Here is a 17827-nt window from a genome sequence, read left to right as displayed (position 1 = left end):
AAGACACTTTCCATTTTTTGGAAGGTGTCTTTTTTTATGGTAGCGACAGTGTGGGTTCTGTCATAAACCAGTATATAAAAATTCACATACTGACAATATGTTTATCTTTCTTACCAAGAGAATAATTGATTCCGATTTCAGCAAGTATACTCATTACGAATAACGCACTTACGCAGATGATACATTTCTTTTTAGTTGATTTCCTCATTTTGATCGCCGCTATTTCTTTTTTCTTTGAATTCATCATACGTTTTTGGGAGATATTTCTTTATTAACTTTTTCTCTCTTGCGTTTTGGAGGGAGTAAGTTGCGGTTTTTTGAGAGATTAGTATGTTTAAACTGAAGAGTTATTAAATAATTAAAGTATAGTAAATCAAAAAACAAATATAATAAATGAAATTTACGCCACTAATATTGCAACCCTAGCTGATTTATGCGATCCTAAATATAATAAAACTAACAAAATCAATTAGATTAGAGGGTTAAAATATATGAAAAAAGAAATTCACGTAGTAGGAGCAATCATAGTGGAGAACGGGAAAGTTTTGTGTTGTCAAAGAGGACCTGAACGTGCATTAGCAAATCTTTGGGAATTTCCTGGTGGAAAAATCGAGAATGGTGAGACGAAAGTTCAAGCGCTTGAACGTGAATTGCAAGAAGAATTAAAAATAGAAGTAACGATCGTCAAGGAAGAGTATGCTTTTTGTCGATATGAGTATGATTTTGGTTTCGTTAATTTAACTACATTTATCTGTTATTTAGAATCAGGTGAACCTCAGTTGACAGAACATCTACAAATTAAATGGCTAACACCAAATGAATTAAACCAACTTGAGTGGGCGCCTGCTGATATTCCTACTGTGGAAAAATTAGTAGAAAAAGGTGTGGGAACTGAACAAAATGGATAATTTAGAATTGGCGTTACAAAAGGCATTTATTAATAAGGAAGCTCTAGGTGACGAACTTACACCTAAATTTATTGTGAACAATCCCAAAAAACATGATTATTTATTGAATACATTAAGTAAAGATTTGAAAAGCTGTAAGACTTTTTTTATAGCCGTTGCATTTATAACACCTAGTGGTTTAAATGCAATAAAAACACAACTGGCTGATCTGGCTTTGCGTGGAATCTCTGGAAAAATTTTAACATCAACATACTTAAATTTTAATGATCCACACGTATTTCGAGCATTGTTGAATATTCCAAATGTAGAAGTACGAGTTTCTAAAAAAGAAGGTTTTCATTCAAAAGGATATTTGTTTGAGATGGAGGATTATCAAAGCTTTGTTATTGGTAGTTCGAACCTAACAATGTCTGCTTTGAAACTTAACTATGAATGGAATGTTAGATTAACTTCAAGAGAGAATGGCGAGATGGTTTCTTCTATTCAAAAGCATCTCATTCAAGAATGGCATGAGGCACAGTCGCTAACCCTAGAATGGGTCGATGCATTTGAAAAAAATTATCATCCTATTGTTAATAGAAAGATGTTAGTACAAGATGTTTCTGAAAACGAGTGTTTAGATACGCAATATATTTTGCCGAACTCTATGCAGAAAGAAGCGCTTAGAAGTTTAAAATCGCTTAGAGAAACGGGCGCAACTAAGGGAATGATTGTTTCGGCGACTGGTACAGGGAAAACGTATCTAGCAGCATTTGATGTGCAGCAATTCAATCCTAAACGTGTATTATTTATTGTTCATAGTGAGCTAATTTTAATGAAAGCATTAGAATCATTCAAATTGATTTTAGGTGGAAAAGATGATGATTATGGTGTTTTATCAGGGAATTCTAAGAATTTTGATGCAAAATATCTATTTGGAACAATTCAAACAGTATCTAAAAGTGAATATCAAGAGCGTTTAGGAAAAGAAGCGTTTGACTATATTTTGATTGATGAAGTCCATAAAGCTGGAGCGAAATCTTATATTAAAGCCATTGAATTTTTCAATCCCAAGTTTTTATTGGGGATGACGGCTACACCTGAAAGAACAGATAATTTTAATATCTTTGAGCTATTTGATTATAATGTAGCGTATGAAATACGTTTGCAAGCCGCTTTAGAAGCAGAACTGCTTTGTCCATTTTATTATTTTGGCGTAACTGATTATGAAAAAGATGGTGAAATCATTGATGAAACAACCGATTTAAAACGTTTGCTACAGGAAGAGCGAGTTGATTTTTTAATAAAAAAAATTAACTATTATGGTTATTCGGGAGATAGTCCTCGAGGCTTGGTGTTTTGTAGTCGTAAAGACGAAGCAAGGCAGTTAGCAGAGATGTTTAACGATCGTGGAATTCCGAGTGCTTATTTATCTGGTGACCATAATTTTGATAAAAGAGAAAAGGAAATTAAGCGTTTAGATACTGGAGAGATTCATTATATCTTCACGGTTGATATTTTTAATGAAGGCATTGATATCCCTAAAGTAAATCAAGTAATTATGCTGCGAAATACGCAATCTAGTATTATTTTTATTCAGCAATTAGGTCGGGGGCTAAGAAAAGACCCATCAAAAGAATTTGTTACGGTAATTGATTTTATTGGTAATTATAAAAATAACTATATGATTCCTATGGCTTTATCTGGAGATAGTTCTCAAACTAAGAATAGTTTACGTCGCGATACAATTGATGTGACGTATATCAGTGGTTTATCTTCAATTAATTTTGAAAAAGTTGCTCGTGAACGTATCTTTAAATCAATTGATCAAGCTAAATTAGATGCGATGTCAGAACTAAAAGCTAGTTATTTTAAGTTGAAAAATCGGTTGAATAGGGTTCCTTACCTGAATGATTTTCAAGTGTTAGATGGCGTGGATCCATTGTTGATTATAGGTAAAGAAAAAACATACTATAATTTCTTGGAGAGAATTGGGGAAACAGAAGCTAAATTAAGTGAAGAAGAAAACGGTGCACTAAAATTTGTTTCTGTAGAATTGCTATCAGGAATTCGCCCGCATGAACTTTATGTTATTGAAGAATTTTTAATGACAGATAAAGAACAGTTATCTTTAGAGGAAATCACAGCGCTGTTTGATACGTTTAACCTGACGTATACGACAGATACTCTAGCATCTGTTGTTAAAGTCTTAGATTTATCTTTTTACGAGTCAACAATTAGAAAACGTTATTTGTTATCACAAATGTTTAAGATGAAAGAGAATTGTTTACAAATAACAGAAAAATTCAGAGAGTTTAAAAAGAATTCTTATTTTATCAATTTGATGTTAGATGTAATCCATACAGGGATTAACAAATCTATGGAGTATGATTTATCACAACCGTTAAATTTATACAAAAAATATCGTCGTAAAGATGTTTTACGATTATTAAATATGAACTTTAATCAAAATGAACAAAGCATTGGTGGATATACAAACAGTAACAATCATTTTGCTATTTTTGTAACTTTGGATAAAGGCAAAGATTTTAAAGCTGCACGTATTGCTTATGAGGATGAATTTATTGATGAACGAACATTCCATTGGTATACAAAAGCGCCTAGAAATCTACGCTCACCAGAAGTTCAACTTTTGCGGAATCCTGGGGAATATAAATTTCATTTATTTGTGAAACGGAAATATAATCAAAAAGAGAACGAAACAGATTTCTATTATCTAGGCGAAGTAGTCCCTCTTCAAGAAACTATCCAACAAGTCGAAAAACAAGACAAAGAGGGTAAGAAAAAAAGCGTCGTTAAATTAGACTTTACCTTAGAAACACCTGTAGAACCTAATATGTATGAATTTTTAACGCAGAACACAAACTAAAAAAAGCCACTTTCCTCTGGAAAGTGGCTTTTCCCATCCCCCCTCACCGAGAAGACAAAATTTCATAAATCACATAGAGTTCCCAGTTGGAAATTTCTATTCGATAAAACTGTTCTAGAGTATAGAAAATGTTTTTAGCATTTTGGAAAAATGGTTTTTGGTTAATGGTTAGTTCCTCTAGGTTAGCAGGGATTTCATAGTCTTCAACGCCGAGCATTGTCCGCTCTACCATGAGCGCGTTGTGCATCATTAAGTTAAATTTCATTTTGCCGCTGAGTGTGAGATCGAAGCGTTTTTCAATGTTTTTTGTAACGTTTTCGACTTGTTTAATAATGACGTCAGGATTTAGAAATTCTAGTTTTTCTGACAAGCCTTCTTTCGAGAAGAAGTGAACAAATTCGTTAATCATGCTATCAATGTTATTGGGATGCATCAAGTTTTGGAAAGGTTCCATCAACTGGGTTCCTGCATCTTCGTCTAACATGTCTAAGAGATTTACGCTAGCAACATTCGTATGGTTGTCTAAGTAAGACGTCGTCAAAATGAGCGAGGTTTCTTTTAAATAATTTTCTTCGGCGTTGGCAATGTCTAACGTGTTCACCAAATCTTTGTATTTTAGGGTAATGACTTTAATGTCAGTATACAGGTATTTTTGACAGATTTGTTTGATTTGCTTGGCAATATCCAGACCTGAAATACTAGAGACAATGATATTTTTTTCTACTGAAAAGCCTTCAAAGTACTGTACATCGGTTTTAAATTTTTTTTCAGCGGTTTTAGCAATACCATAGAAAAGTTGTTCGTTCATTAATTGATGACCAATTTCCAACGCATAGGCAGTGGTCAGGTTATTGATCACCAAAAGTTCTCCAAGAATTTGCGGTTTCAAACTTTTATAAAGTTGTGTCAGGGAACCCATATCGACGAGCATAATGACGCCTTGTGATGTGTCCCGCTGAGAAAGCCAGTCTTTAACTTCGGCGACGATATCTCGGACGGAGGAGGTTAAGGGCATGTTAATCGCATCGAAAATATAGGTACCACATAATTTGTTGGCAACGGCTTGAATACTTGTGGCAGTCGATTCACCATGCGCCACGAGGAGCGCTTGGTAAGGAATCGTTTCAGAAATTTCTCCGCTAAGTAATATAGATAAGAGTACCTCTGTCAAGAAACGGTATTCTTCTGGCAGCGGACTGACTAAGTTTTTCACGAGGGAAACCGTTCGCGGATAGTGTTCTTTTAATTGTGTTTGGACCGGAAGGAGCACTGTTTCGTTAAATGTTGGCGGTAAAATTTTCAGCAATTTGGCAACATCTTTCATCGGTTTTTCAGTTTGTTCAGGTTGGTTAATAATTAGTTTGTTTTTGGTTTGGACTTCCGTGACTAGGTTTTGTAAAAAGTAATCATTTTCCAAGGTTATTTCATCGTCTAAACAATATTTAATGAATTGTGTCAGTTCAGTTTTTAAGTGGGCCAGTGTTTTTTCTTTTGTAAATAAGGCTTCAAATGTTGCGAAAATATCGGAAGAAAGTGTGTCTTCTTCCAACACTTCTTTGTCTAAAGGAATCGCAATCATTGGTTGAGTCGCATCGCCAATGACGACAGGTTGATTGGGCAAAGTTTTTCGTAATTGCGACGCGCAAAGGAGCTGCACTTTGTTGGATAAACTTCCCACGTTACCAGGTTCGTCATTTTCTAATAATGCCGTAAAGATTTCTTCGTCCACGTTGATGTCTTTGGTCATTCGTTTCGCTTCTCGGTGGAATAAGTTTTTTAAAATCGCAATCCGTTCTCGAATGGGGCGCTCTTTGAAGTTCGGAAGTGAGACGATTACGGAAATTCGGCGATAAAAGGTTGGTAATAAGACTTTTTTCGGGTTTTCGGTGGTCGCAAATAGTAGCCGGACCTTGGAGTGGACCATTTTTCCTTCTTCACCAATGGGGCGGAAGGTCCCTGTATCCATAAACTGAAAGAGTTTTTCTTGGTTTTCATTGGATAATCGATGTACTTCATCTAAAAAGAGTACAGAATTATTGGCTTGGGCCAAGAGTCCTTGCTTTTCTGATTCAGCTCCAGTAAATGCGCCTTTGGTATGGCCGAAGAGAATGGATGATAGCAATTCGGGATTGTTGGCATAATCGGCACAGTTAAAGGTGTAGAATTTTTCCAGGCCAATGATTTGTTCATTTTTCAGATACTCATAAATCAGTTTTGCCAAAAAGCTTTTGCCGACGCCACTGGCTCCATGGATTAATAAAGGCATACCCAATGGGGGATACAACATAGCGGCTTTGCATTGTTCAATGGCTTTTTTGGCGCTGCCTTGGCTACCGATGTATTGTCGAAACACATCGGTCGTGGGGGTTGTTGCACGGGTTAATTGCCAATAAACGGGTTTTTTTCCCGTTTGTTGGACTTCACCTTTTTCCAATAATTTATTTAAGTATAAGCTGGTTACCGAGCGGCTTAATTGAATTTTTGTGGCAATTTCTTGTGTGCTCATCGGGGTATTGCTAGTTTCTAAAATATCAACTAAGTGTTGGTAGGTCTCCAAGCGCATGATTCATCGTCCTTCCAAAAGAGAGGTCGGGACAGGGGTTGCTTCTGTTCCCGCCGTTTATCAGCTTTTAAGCCTGAGATAAAAATCACTTTGGATTTTTGTCTCAGGCTCTAAGTGTTTAATAATTAAATGTTTATTGTTTCAATTTTAACAGATGCCTAGTAATCCTAGCAAGATGCCTAAGAACATGATACCAAACATCACCACGTTAACATTGACTTTTTTGCGTAATAGCCAGAAAGCAAGTAACATCACGGCTAATGGTACGATACCGACGAATAGTTGATCCAAATAGTCTTGGATTTTAACTACGTCTTCGCTTCCTTTAACGGAAACTTCAAGAATCGTTTTGAATTTTACATTTGAAGCAGTCATACTGCCCATCATCATTAAGCCTAGCATACTTGATACTTTTGTGAGTATCTTCATTCCGCCTGATTCGTACATTTTTTGGATAAAACTTTCACCGATTGAGTAGCCGCTATACAACGCATAATAGTGAATTAAGAACGCAGGAACGTTGTATAAAAGTAAGAAGACAATCGCCCCTAATGGCGAACCAGTGCTGGCTAATGAAATCCCAATACCAGCAGCAATAACACGTAAGATGCCCCAGAAGAAGGAATCACCGATGCCTGAAAGTGGCCCCATTAGTGAGGCTTTAACTGCTGTAATAGAGCTAGCATCAAAATTTTCGTCTTCACTGTTTTGTTTTTCCATCGAAGCGACGAGCCCCATGATGAAGTTATTGATATGCATGGTTGCATTGAACCAAGTGGTGTGACGCACCAATGCCTCGGCCCGTTCTTCCTTGGTTTTATAAAAACGATTGATAACTGGGAGTAAAGTGTACATGACACCCACTGCGTGGTATTGTGTAGCTCCTGTCCGGCTAGCGTTCATCGTCCAAGAACGCCAGAAAACAGAGCGCATCATTTTTTTCTCTTCTTTAGATAAATTCTCTTTTAACTTCATGCGAAAAAGTCCTCCTCTTCGATTTCTTTCGCGCTGCCTTCAACCGCAGAAGACGCCGCAGGTTTTCTTTTTAGAATGTCGCGGAATTCTACATCCCGTTGGGCACTCACGACACAAATTACTGTCCCGATGACCGCCACCGCAACGGCTGGTAATTGTAGGTACGCGGTTAAAACAAAGCCTAAAATGTAAAAGACGGCTAATTTATTATCCCATAATAGTTTCATTAACATAGCAAACCCAACGGCAGGTAAAAGTCCGCCAGCTGCGCTTAAGCCGTTCATCAAATTTTGTGGAATGCTTTCAACAAACAGATTTACTGGCCCGCTTCCTGCTAAAATTCCGATAAATGAAATCGAAGCGATGATTAAATAATAAATAATCCACGTTCCGTAATGCAGTGTCACAACCATTTTTTGGTTGCCTTCACGTGCTGCTTTGTCAAGAGAAGGAGCAAAGATATTCATAAAGACATTTTTTAAAAACATCACCACGAAAGCGGCTAACATCCCAATTGGTACGGCTAACGTCATGGCGGCTTTTTGTTCGACATTTGAAATAATTGCAAACGTTGTGGCTAAAGTAGTCGCAGTTACAGGTTCCGCGGCGATAACACCACCGATATTAACATTTCCTAAGAAAATTGCTTCCAAAGAGGCCCCCATTAAGACCCCTGTTTTCATGTCGCCCATTAAAATTCCTGTGACTAATCCAACGACTAAGGGACGTTCCATCATACTTTGACCAGTTAAATAATTCCCAGCAAAACAGATAAATACAGCTAAGGCTGCCATTGTTGCATGCATAAGCATTGTTCATTTCCTCCTTTTAATTGACGGCTTGTTTTAGACTTAATTTTGAGTTGGTTGGCAGTACTTGGTTATAGCTTTCCACGTGAGTCAAACTGGCTAATTCTTTGGCAGCTTCTAACTCTTCAGGGTTTAATTGGACACTTGGGAAAACCATTGTTTTGGTGGCTGGATCTGATTTATCAAAGCGGCCAGCGTTGGCAACATTCACACTTTCAATATCTGTCACGTTTTTCGCAATTTTAGTAGCATCCGCTACACTGTTCACAATTACAAAAATTCGTTTGTCTTTGCCACGAGGATCATTGAAGACATCAATCGCATCATCAACTGAGCGAATTAATAGTTTCATGCCATTAGGGACCGCCATTTTTAACGTCATTTGCATTACTTCGTTTTTGGCTGCTTCATCATTCGCTACAACTAATAAGGGGGCATTCAATTCTTTGGTCCAAACTACGGCTACTTGGCCGTGAATTAATCTGTCGTCTACTCGTACTTGTGTAATCATTTTAATTTCCTCCTAAAAAAAATTCTCTTCTTCATTTGATGGGTTTAATTCAACGAATTGAATTTGTGCTTCAGCAATTGCTGCTTGAATATCTTCTTTGGTTAGCTTTTCGCCTTCTTTTAAGAAAATCAGCGACAAGGCAATGGCTAAGTTGGCATTGGAAATGATAAAAACATTGTCTGGTTTTGTCGTCATGACTTCTTGAACAATTTTTTGATTGACACTACCACCATATAAATCTGTTAAAATAATAGCTTGTTCTTCTGCGCCTAGGGACTGAAGAAACGTTTGAATAATTGGCGTGTAGTCCTCAGGAGTCACATAGGCATTGATGACCGCCAGCTCTTTTCCTTTGTCTGCGAGAATATCCAAGGAACTTTGGAAGCCTTTCGCTAAGTTTCCGTGACTAGCAATTAAAAATTTTCTTTTCATTCTTTTCACCTCACTTTTATATAAAGCAAGTTCTATGCCAAAAAAAGAGAACTCTAAATCCTTTATTTGAAAGGGTTTTAACGCTCTCGAAACTGTTTAAACAGTTTCAAGTCAAAATAAACACGTTAATCGTTGGCTAGTTTGTTGTTGAAAAATAGCTAAGCAAAACTGTGAAATTTAATCAAAATAACCCCCGTTTTTATCGAGAAGTGTTACAATAATACTCATGAATATTTATACATTAAGGAGAGTTACGAATGACTGATGCTCTTGTGATACAAGATTTACGCAAAGTGTACGCTTCAGGTGTTGAAGCGTTGCGGGGGATTGATTTAACAGTCGAAGAAGGCGATTTTTATGCTCTTTTGGGACCGAATGGCGCAGGAAAATCAACGACGATTGGGATTGTGACCTCGTTAGTTAATAAGACTTCGGGGAAAGTCAAAATTTTTGGGTATGATTTAGATACGGAAATGGTGCGGGCGAAGCAACAGATTGGGTTAGTGCCGCAGGAGTTTAACTTCAATCCGTTTGAAACGGTCCAACAGATTGTGGTCAATCAAGCGGGCTATTATGGGGTGTCTCGTAAAGAAGCCATGAAACGGAGTGAAAAATATTTAAAACAATCCAACTTATGGGAAAAACGGAACGAGCGGGCTCGGATGCTTTCTGGCGGAATGAAACGTCGCTTGATGATTGCTCGCGCGCTGATGCATGAGCCGAAGTTATTGATTTTAGATGAACCAACTGCAGGTGTCGATATTGAATTGCGCCGTGAAATGTGGGCCTTTTTACAAGAGTTAAATGCGCAGGGAACCACGATTATTTTGACGACCCATTACTTAGAAGAAGCTGAGATGTTGTGTCGCAACATTGGGATTATTCAGTCTGGTGAATTGATTGAAAACACCAGCATGAAGCACTTGTTAGCAAAATTACAATTTGAAACGTTTATTTTTGATTTAGCACCTTATACGCAGGCGCCAGTTATTGAAGGCTATCAAAGCGTATTTGAGGACGAGTTAACGTTAGCGGTGGAAGTGGAACGAAACCAAGGAGTCAATCACTTGTTTGAACAGCTAAGTCAACAAGGAATCAAAGTATTGTCAATGCGGAATAAGTCCAACCGTTTGGAAGAGCTCTTCTTGAAGATTACCGAGGATACGTACCAAAGGGAGGATCAACATGTTTAGTCTGTATTTTACTGCTTTAAAAAGTTTAGCTGTGAAGGAAACCAACCGTTATTTACGGATTTGGGTCCAAACACTGGTACCGCCAGTGATTACGACGTCCTTATACTTTGTGATTTTTGGGAAAATGATTGGCGGGCGAATTGGCGACATGGGCGGTTTTTCTTATATGGAATTTATCGTGCCAGGTTTAATTATGATGTCAGCCATTACAAGCTCGTACGCCAATGTTTCGTCTTCCTTTTTCTCACAAAAATTCCAGAAAAATATCGAAGAAATTCTCGTGGCGCCAGTTCCAACTCATGTGATTATTTGGGGATTTGTGATTGGTGGCGTTGGTCGTAGTATTTTGGTCGGTGCGTTAGTCACCATCATTTCTCTATTTTTTGTCCCATTGCACGTTGTTTCTTGGCTGATGGTCATCATGACTTTATTGATGACAGCGATTCTTTTTTCTTTAGCTGGTTTGTTAAATGGTATTTTTGCGCAATCCTATGATGATGTATCGATTGTGCCGACCTTTGTGTTACAGCCTTTAACCTATTTGGGTGGGGTTTTCTATGCCATTTCCATGTTGCCGCCATTTTGGCAAGCTGTCTCAAAAGTTAATCCGATTGTTTACATGATTTCTGGGTTCCGCTACGGTTTCCTAGGGGTTCAAGATGTGCCAATTGGTATTTCTATGACCATTTTAATCTTATTTATTGTCGTTTTATATGGCATTTGTTGGTACCTTGTAGAAACAGGGCGTGGCTTACGTAGTTAAGCCGTAAAAAGATTAAACTGTCTGAATCACTCATTCTAGCGAGCAGATTCAGATAGTTTTCTTGTTTCTAAGTATGCCTTTTTTGATTCTTCGTGCATTTCCCTGTATAATAGCAATGTTTCGCACCAGAATATGTCGACAAGTTGTCGTTGAAAATAAAGAAAAAATCAGAAACGGAGTATATGAAGATGAGCAAGAATTTTTGGGCAACATTGCCAAAGCCCTTTTTTGTTTTAGCACCGATGGAAGACGTCACTGATGTGGTCTTTCGTCATGTCGTGAAAGAAGCTGGGGCACCAGATGTGTTTTTTACAGAGTTTACTAATTCAGATAGTTATTGTCATCCTGAAGGAAAAGACAGTGTGCGCGGGCGCCTCGTTTTTACAGAAGATGAACAGCCAATGGTGGCACATATTTGGGGGGATAAACCGGAATTTTTCCGTGAAATGAGTATAGGTGTAGCGGAGATGGGCTTTCAAGGATTAGACATAAATATGGGCTGTCCTGTGCCCAACGTGGCTGAGCGTGGAAAAGGCAGCGGATTAATTTTGCGCCCAGAAGTCGCGGCTGAATTGATTGACGCCGCCAAAGCAGGTGGCTTACCTGTTAGTGTCAAAACACGCATTGGGTTTACTGAAATGGCGGAAATGGAGGCGTGGATCACGCATTTATTAGAGCAAGACATTGCGAATCTATCCATTCATTTGCGAACACGAAAAGAGATGAGCAAAGTGGATGCCCATTGGGAGGTCATTCCGCAAATTATGGCTATTCGGGACCGTGTCGCACCGCAAACGACAATTACGATTAATGGGGATATTCCCGATCGTCAAAAGGGCCTAGAATTAGCAGAACAATATGGTGTAGATGGCATCATGATTGGTCGGGGGATTTTTAAAAATCCTTATGCCTTTGAAAAAGAACCCAAAACACATACGCCACAAGAATTACTGGGCTTGCTACGTTTACAATTGGATTTGCAAGACAAATATGCGAAATTGGTGCCTCGCTCCATCGTTGGGCTGCATCGCTTCTTTAAAATTTATGTCAAAGGCTTTCCAGGTGCCAGTGATTTAAGAGCACAATTAATGAATACAAAATCAACGGATGAAGTGCGCCAGTTGTTAGCGACGTTTGAAGTAGAACATGGTGTGCTTGACTAAATAAAAAAAGAGAGGAGGCAGCATTTTAGCTAATGCTATCTCCTCTCTTTTGAATGCTTAATGCGCAATCATTTCTTGGGCAATTTCTTGTTTGCTTAAGTCGCTTGGATAATACGTTGGCCAGTTGTCCATTTCATTGAACAGACTTTCTTGGCTATCGCCGCCGAAGAAGATGTGGAAATGAGCGGCTTTCGTTGGTGCGATGTTATGGTCGCTAAATTGGACGTATTTAAACCGCCCAGCATTGGCATCGTCTGTTTCAAAAAGGAAACGGACGCCACGGTTGCCTTTTGCATAGTTTAAAATTTTATAACCGGCTGCTTTATAGGTGAATTTTTGTGGTTTGCCATTGACCAGAAATTCAATGGTGGAATCAGTGATGTTGATGTGGTCGACATCGGTTTGATAGCCGGCATCATAGTAGGTTTTGTATTCGGCTGGTGTTTTATCTTTTTTCAGTTTCGCTTTGTAATCGAAGACTTGGTCTAATGTGCCATCTTTTAATAAAGGATAGACGGATTGCCAATTTCCAGCGTAATCTGCCAGTGTTCTCTCAGCCACCTCACTGTCTTTGAAATAGCCGTTAGCCACGGTTTTTTCTGTTTTTTCAGAGGTTTCTGGCTGAACCTCTTTACCAGCTGTATCTGTTGTTTTTTTCAAAGCAGTTAAGTTTTCTTTCATTACAGAAAGATAATCTTCGCCATTGTCCATTTGTTTTTGTGTCAAACTTTCTAGCGGGTTTAGGACTTCCAATTGAACATTTGCTTCGTCAGCTAACGTTTTAGCAATTTTATCGTTGGCATTTTTTTCAAAATAAATATAGCGAATTTGATTGTCTGTGACATATTTTTTCAACTCTGCCAAGCGCCCTGCTGTTGGCTCTTGTTCAGGTGTTAAACCAGCTATTGGCACTTGTTTTAAGCCGTAATCTAAGGCAAGATAACCAAATGCAGCATGTTGGGTAACAAAACTTTTTTGCTTAGCGTCTTTCAAAGCTGTTTGGAACTCTTTGTCTAAGGCCGTTAATTTTGTTAAGTATTTTTCTGCGTTTGTTTCAAATGTTTTGGCTTTTTTAGGGTAAAGTTTGACTAATTGTTCTTTGATGTTTGTAACTTCTTGGATGGCACGATGGGGCGAAACCCAAGTATGCGGGTCTAATTCATGGTGGTGTCCTTCTTCGCCATGTTCGTGGTCATGGTCGTGTCCGTCTTCGTCACTGCCAGGAAGTAAGACCATGTTTTCGGTACCTTTAATGACGTTCGGGGCTCCTTTTTTCCAGCCTTTAGCAGCTTTTGGTACCCAAGATTCCATATTTTCATTGTGGTAAACGAAAACATCCGCATCATGGATGGTAGCCATATCTTTGGCGGATGGTTCATAATCGTGAGGTTCAGAACCAGCAGGGATTAACAATTTGACGTCTCCTTCATCGCCTACAATATTTTTAGTGAAATCGTACATAGGATAAAAAGTCGTGACAATGGATAGTTTTTCTTTACCGTCAGCGGTTTTGTCAGAGGTGTTTGTTCTGCCGCAAGCGCCGAAAAGGATTAGCGATAAGGCGGCTAACAGGGGAAGAGTAAATTTTTTCATAGGTGTGCTCCTTTAGTGAATTACGCAATTTTCTTTTGTTTATTGCGCTTATGTTCTTTAATGATTTTAAGTGCGCGTTTTCGTGTTTTGATGTTGGGACTTTTCAGTCGACGATAAGCGCTAGATAAGTCAGTTTTTTCCATTATATAGGACCTCCATTTCGTAAAAAAATAATTTACGGAGTAGCTATTTTGTTGAGGGTTTGAAAGGTTTCTTGAATTTTTTTTGTCTCTAATTCTTTGCCAATCAGAACAATTGTCGTTTCTTGAGGGAGTTGATTCGTCATTTGAAAGGCCACTTGCTGGTTGACGCCTTGCATGGCAATGGCCAAGTCATGCTCCTGTAAGGCGAGAATCCCTTTGAAACGGTATAACTTTTCCTGATGCGTATACATTAACCAATCAAGCCAACGAGTGAAAAGAGGTTCGTTGAGGGCTGAGGACGCCGTTAACGTAAGGGAGTGAAAGGTATGGTGATGATGCTCGTGGGCGTGCTCATGCGGGGAATGAGTCATTTCGTGTTCTGTAAGTGTTGCCGTAAACTTATTTAATTGAAAAAAGTCACTAGCCAAAAGAGGCTCGTTGGCTTGAAAGGATAAAATATCAGCAAAAGGATTAATGGTACGAAGGGTTTCTTGGAACGTTGGTAGCTGAGTGCTGTCTGCTGGTTCCTTGACAGAAAAAAAGAGGCGATCTGCTAAGGCCAGTTGTTTGATGGCTTCGGTTTCTTGAAGTTGCTGTTGCCAATGATGCCCATCAACGACCGTTAAGAGACTGTCTATATAGAAATGATTTTTGATGTGCGGGGTCGTTAAAATTGTTTGAATGATTGGTTGCGGATCAGCAATGCCCGTTGTTTCTAAAATGACTTGGGCAATGGGTTGTTGTTCTTCTTGATACACTTCTAAGATTGCTGATAAAGAGGCAAGAAGATCTCCTCGTAAGCTGCAGCACATGCAACCGTTATTTAATTGAATAATTCGTTCCGTGGTTTGTAAAAGTAATGCGTGGTCAACGCCTGTTTGACCAAATTCATTTTCAATAATAATAATTTCTTCTTTAGGAAACGGTGATTGCGCAAGCGCATGGTTAATTAAGGTTGTTTTTCCTGCGCCTAAAAAGCCAGAAACAATGGTGATTGGAATGCCCATCAAGTTTTCCTCCTGTTATTTGACTTCAGTGAAAAGTGCGCGGCGCCGTAGTTTTGGTGAATATTTTTTCAGCTGTAATTTTTCTGGTGTATTTCGTTTGTTTTTACTTGTTAAGTAAAGGCGCTCGCCAGTTTCAGCGCAAGCTAACGTAATGGTTTGGCGCATAGTGCCGTCCTCCAATTTGATTTTTTTAATTGCGTATAAAAGATAAAGGGGGCTGCGAGGTCAGCCCAAATGCGACTGTCCTCGCTAGTTGTCTTTATCGAAATAATGAGTTACCAGCTTGCTTTTTTGACGCCAGGAATCAAGCCTTGGTGAGCCAATTCACGGAAACGAATCCGAGACATGCCAAATTTACGCATGTAGCCACGTGGGCGCCCATCTGTTTGATCGCGGAGTTTTAAGCGACTTGGATGAGCATCTTTTGGCAATTTGCTAAGACCTTCATAATCGCCAGCTTCTTTTAAGGCTTGGCGAATAGGCGCATATTTTGCAATCATTGCTTGTTGTTTTTTTGCTTTAGCAATTTTTGATTTTTTAGCCATAAGGCACTTCCTTTCTTTTTGGATTTATAAAATATAAATCGTAATGGTTACGATTTGAACGGAAGTATATTATCAGGTGTTGCGTTGTTTGTCAAGTGAGAATTTTGTTTTTTTTAGGACTTGCTAAGTTGAGAAGTTAGAAATGTTTGTTTTAGCGCTGTTTTGTAGTATCTTTTAAGAAAGAGTAAAAAGGAGTGAAGATGGCAATGGTAGAACGTTTGACGATTATTCGTGGTGTGGAAAAATTTGAATTACAAACGAAAACAGCGCGCTGGGTGTTAGCAAAAGAAGAGGGATATTCGCCAGTTCAAATGCTCGTTTCGGCAATTGGCGCTTGTGGGGGATACGTGTATCAATCCGTTTTGGAAAATTCGCACATTCCCTTTGAGTTTGAAAAAATAGAAGTCACGTATTCAAGAGAAGTAGAGAGACGCGCACAACCATTAAAACAGGTGACGATTCTCTTTTATGTGTCTGTTCCAGAAGCCTTTCAAGCACGGGCGACACGGTGTTTGAAGCTTGTCTCCCCAAACTGTCCAGTGATTCAATCATTGGCTGAAAGAATTACTGTCGAAGAAACAGTTGTATTTAAAAAGTAAACTATTAGAGACATTATCGTTACGAGCGCTTTTCCCTTTTTGGATGCCTCGTTTCTGAGAATGTCTTTTTTTAGTAGGAGCGTGGGGAAATAGCTGTAGAAACAGGAAATTTTTAATTCATTTGTACAAAATAATACAGACAAAAAACAGATAGTGTTTTTTTCACAAATAAAAAGGTTGCTTTTTTTTCTGTTTTAGTAGATGATGTAAGTAGTTACATCTCTGATATAACGCTGTTTTTCGAAACGTGTGTTATTTTTTAATTCGTAATAGTTTTTTTAAATCGTTTCACAGAATTACTTTAATTGTTATACAGTTTTTTTAGTTGTTATAGTTTGTTTGTCGGCCTTTAGGAGGTAATCATGATTGAGTTAGTGAATGTGTCGAAAGTCTATCAAGAGACACACGCGTTAAAAAATATTCACTTTTCTGTCCAACCAGGAGAAATCGTTGGGATTGTTGGGAAAAGTGGCTCTGGCAAGTCCACGTTGTTACGTTTGTTGAATTTAATGGAACAACCGAGTGAAGGGGAGATTCGTATTGATGGTAGAAATGTTCAAACCTTCTCTAAAAAAGAAGTTCGCCAGCAGCAACAACAAATGGGGATGGTGTTTCAGCATTACAATTTGTTAGAAAATTTGAAAATTTATGATAATGTTGCGTTGCCTTTGAAACTTTTAAAAGAGAAACAGCCTGAAAAAATTGAGCGTTTATTAACGTTTGTTGATATGGCCCATAAGGCAGAAGCGTATCCTGCTCAGCTTTCTGGTGGGGAAAAACAGCGTGTCTCTATTGCTCGAGCGTTGAGCCGTAATCCAAAATGGTTATTATGTGACGAGGCAACGAGTTCATTAGATGAAGAAAATACAGAAAGTGTCGTTCGACTATTACATAAGACGCATCAGGAATTACGACCGACTATTTTCTTTGTTAGTCACGAATTAGAAACCGTGAAGCGCTTATGTAATCGTATCTTAGTGATGGAAAAAGGTCAGTTAATTGGCGAATTTCTGAATAATCCTCAGCAATATGAGGAAGAACCGCTTTCCTATTTAGAAAAAGTGGAAAGGAGTTTGCGTCCATGACTTTTTCAGAAACCTTTGCCGAATATTGGCCATCTATGCTGATTGGTTTAAAAGAAACAGGGATTATGATGTCGATTTCGATGGCTATCTGTTTGCTTGTTGGCTTGCCTTTAGGCTTAGGACTATTTTTGGCTAATCCGAAAGTCAAAGGGCATCAACCTTGGCTGTACTGGGTTTTAAATTTCATTGTAACTGTTATTCGCTCGTTTCCTTATTTATTATTTGTGATTGCGTTGATTCCAGTTACTCGTTCTGTTTTAGGAAAGGCGTTTGGCCCAATTCCTTCATCTGTGCCATTGAGTATTGTTGCGATCGCGATTTTTGCTCGCTTGGTTGAACAAGTGCTGTTGGATGTTCCAGAAGAAATTTATTTTTTAGCTAATTCGTTAGGTACCTCGAAAGTCCAATACATTTGGCACTTTTTATTGGTGGAAGCACGTAGCGGATTGGTCCTTGCTTACACAACCACGACAGTGAGTATGGTTTCATATTCCACGGTGATGGGTGTTGTTGGTGGCGGCGGGATTGGCGATTTTGCAGTTCGTGTCGGGTATCAACGGTATGAATACGGTATTATGTATGTTGCCATTGTGATTATGATTGCACTGGTCTTCATTTTACAAATGCTTGGGAACTTCATTGCCCAAAAACTAGACAAAAGAAAGTAGG

Annotated in this window: 18 protein-coding genes; 8 read left to right on the top strand and 10 right to left on the bottom strand. The window is 38.6% G+C overall.

Going from position 1 to position 17827, the window contains the following annotated elements:
* Window positions 1-491 precede the first annotated feature (491 nt).
* The gene (locus IGJ41_RS13125) at window positions 492-908 is read left to right on the top strand and encodes a (deoxy)nucleoside triphosphate pyrophosphohydrolase (protein WP_002381045.1); all 417 of its coding nucleotides are present in this window, start codon (window positions 492-494) and stop codon (window positions 906-908) included.
* Window positions 901-3777 carry a DUF3427 domain-containing protein gene (locus IGJ41_RS13120; protein WP_162783075.1) on the top strand — a complete coding sequence of 959 codons (2877 nt, stop codon included), beginning with the start codon at window positions 901-903 and terminating at the stop codon, window positions 3775-3777. The genes IGJ41_RS13125 and IGJ41_RS13120 overlap by 8 nt, the downstream gene beginning before the upstream one ends.
* A gap of 43 nt (window positions 3778-3820) precedes the next feature.
* Here IGJ41_RS13120 and IGJ41_RS13115 read toward each other — a convergent pair whose 3' ends face one another.
* From IGJ41_RS13115 to IGJ41_RS13095, 5 genes are all read right to left on the bottom strand, one after another.
* Window positions 3821-6340, bottom strand: a complete 2520-nt coding sequence (locus IGJ41_RS13115) for a sigma 54-interacting transcriptional regulator (protein ID WP_104855542.1) — start codon at window positions 6338-6340, stop codon at window positions 3821-3823.
* Window positions 6341-6487: 147 nt separating this feature from the next.
* Window positions 6488-7315, bottom strand: coding sequence for a PTS system mannose/fructose/sorbose family transporter subunit IID (locus IGJ41_RS13110; protein WP_438714572.1), 828 nt, complete (start codon window positions 7313-7315; stop codon window positions 6488-6490).
* On the bottom strand, window positions 7312-8127 hold the full coding sequence (locus IGJ41_RS13105) for a PTS mannose/fructose/sorbose/N-acetylgalactosamine transporter subunit IIC (protein WP_002365419.1): 816 nt from the start codon (window positions 8125-8127) through the stop codon (window positions 7312-7314). The genes IGJ41_RS13110 and IGJ41_RS13105 overlap by 4 nt, the downstream gene beginning before the upstream one ends.
* Before the next feature lie 16 nt (window positions 8128-8143).
* A complete protein-coding gene (locus tag IGJ41_RS13100) occupies window positions 8144-8635 on the bottom strand; it encodes a PTS system mannose/fructose/N-acetylgalactosamine-transporter subunit IIB (RefSeq protein ID WP_002354800.1) in 492 nt (163 codons plus the stop codon).
* Between the two features lie 12 nt (window positions 8636-8647).
* Window positions 8648-9067 carry a PTS sugar transporter subunit IIA gene (locus IGJ41_RS13095; protein ID WP_002354802.1) on the bottom strand — a complete coding sequence of 140 codons (420 nt, stop codon included), beginning with the start codon at window positions 9065-9067 and terminating at the stop codon, window positions 8648-8650.
* A 257-nt stretch (window positions 9068-9324) separates the two neighbouring features.
* Here IGJ41_RS13095 and IGJ41_RS13090 point away from each other — a divergent pair, with 257 nt between their 5' ends.
* From IGJ41_RS13090 to IGJ41_RS13080, 3 genes are all read left to right on the top strand, one after another.
* The gene (locus tag IGJ41_RS13090; protein ID WP_002354809.1) at window positions 9325-10260 is read left to right on the top strand and encodes an ABC transporter ATP-binding protein; all 936 of its coding nucleotides are present in this window, start codon (window positions 9325-9327) and stop codon (window positions 10258-10260) included.
* Window positions 10253-11023, top strand: a complete 771-nt coding sequence (locus tag IGJ41_RS13085; RefSeq protein ID WP_002354811.1) for an ABC transporter permease — start codon at window positions 10253-10255, stop codon at window positions 11021-11023. Before IGJ41_RS13090 ends, IGJ41_RS13085 begins: the two co-directional genes overlap by 8 nt.
* A gap of 188 nt (window positions 11024-11211) precedes the next feature.
* Window positions 11212-12186: a tRNA dihydrouridine synthase gene (locus IGJ41_RS13080; protein ID WP_153854172.1), complete on the top strand. Its 975-nt coding sequence runs from the start codon at window positions 11212-11214 to the stop codon at window positions 12184-12186.
* Window positions 12187-12243: 57 nt separating this feature from the next.
* Here IGJ41_RS13080 and IGJ41_RS13075 read toward each other — a convergent pair whose 3' ends face one another.
* The 5 genes from IGJ41_RS13075 to rpsN form a co-directional block, all read right to left on the bottom strand.
* Window positions 12244-13779, bottom strand: coding sequence for a zinc ABC transporter substrate-binding protein AdcA (locus IGJ41_RS13075; protein WP_113793118.1), 1536 nt, complete (start codon window positions 13777-13779; stop codon window positions 12244-12246).
* 20 nt (window positions 13780-13799) lie between these two features.
* Window positions 13800-13922, bottom strand: a complete 123-nt coding sequence (locus IGJ41_RS13070; RefSeq protein WP_002383181.1) for a putative metal homeostasis protein — start codon at window positions 13920-13922, stop codon at window positions 13800-13802.
* 32 nt (window positions 13923-13954) lie between these two features.
* Window positions 13955-14929 (bottom strand): CobW family GTP-binding protein, encoded by a 975-nt coding sequence (locus tag IGJ41_RS13065; protein WP_010827853.1) that lies wholly within the window; start codon window positions 14927-14929, stop codon window positions 13955-13957.
* 15 nt (window positions 14930-14944) lie between these two features.
* Complete coding sequence (rpmG, locus tag IGJ41_RS13060; protein WP_002354818.1) at window positions 14945-15094, bottom strand: 50S ribosomal protein L33; 150 nt, start codon at window positions 15092-15094, stop codon at window positions 14945-14947.
* Window positions 15095-15204: 110 nt separating this feature from the next.
* Entirely contained in the window at window positions 15205-15474 is a 270-nt protein-coding gene (gene rpsN / locus IGJ41_RS13055; protein ID WP_002354822.1) for a 30S ribosomal protein S14, read from the bottom strand.
* 200 nt (window positions 15475-15674) lie between these two features.
* Here rpsN and IGJ41_RS13050 point away from each other — a divergent pair, with 200 nt between their 5' ends.
* From IGJ41_RS13050 to IGJ41_RS13040, 3 genes are all read left to right on the top strand, one after another.
* Complete coding sequence (locus tag IGJ41_RS13050) at window positions 15675-16073, top strand: OsmC family protein (protein WP_002394733.1); 399 nt, start codon at window positions 15675-15677, stop codon at window positions 16071-16073.
* Between the two features lie 362 nt (window positions 16074-16435).
* Window positions 16436-17158, top strand: coding sequence for a methionine ABC transporter ATP-binding protein (locus IGJ41_RS13045; RefSeq protein WP_438714568.1), 723 nt, complete (start codon window positions 16436-16438; stop codon window positions 17156-17158).
* A complete protein-coding gene (locus IGJ41_RS13040) occupies window positions 17155-17826 on the top strand; it encodes a methionine ABC transporter permease (protein ID WP_002354825.1) in 672 nt (223 codons plus the stop codon). Before IGJ41_RS13045 ends, IGJ41_RS13040 begins: the two co-directional genes overlap by 4 nt.
* Window position 17827: the final 1 nt, after the last annotated feature.

Source organism: Enterococcus sp. DIV1537a (assembly GCF_051712085.1).
GTDB lineage: Bacteria > Bacillota > Bacilli > Lactobacillales > Enterococcaceae > Enterococcus > Enterococcus faecalis.
Note: the sequence above shows the minus strand (reverse complement) of the source record. Positions and strands in the feature narration are given on the sequence as shown.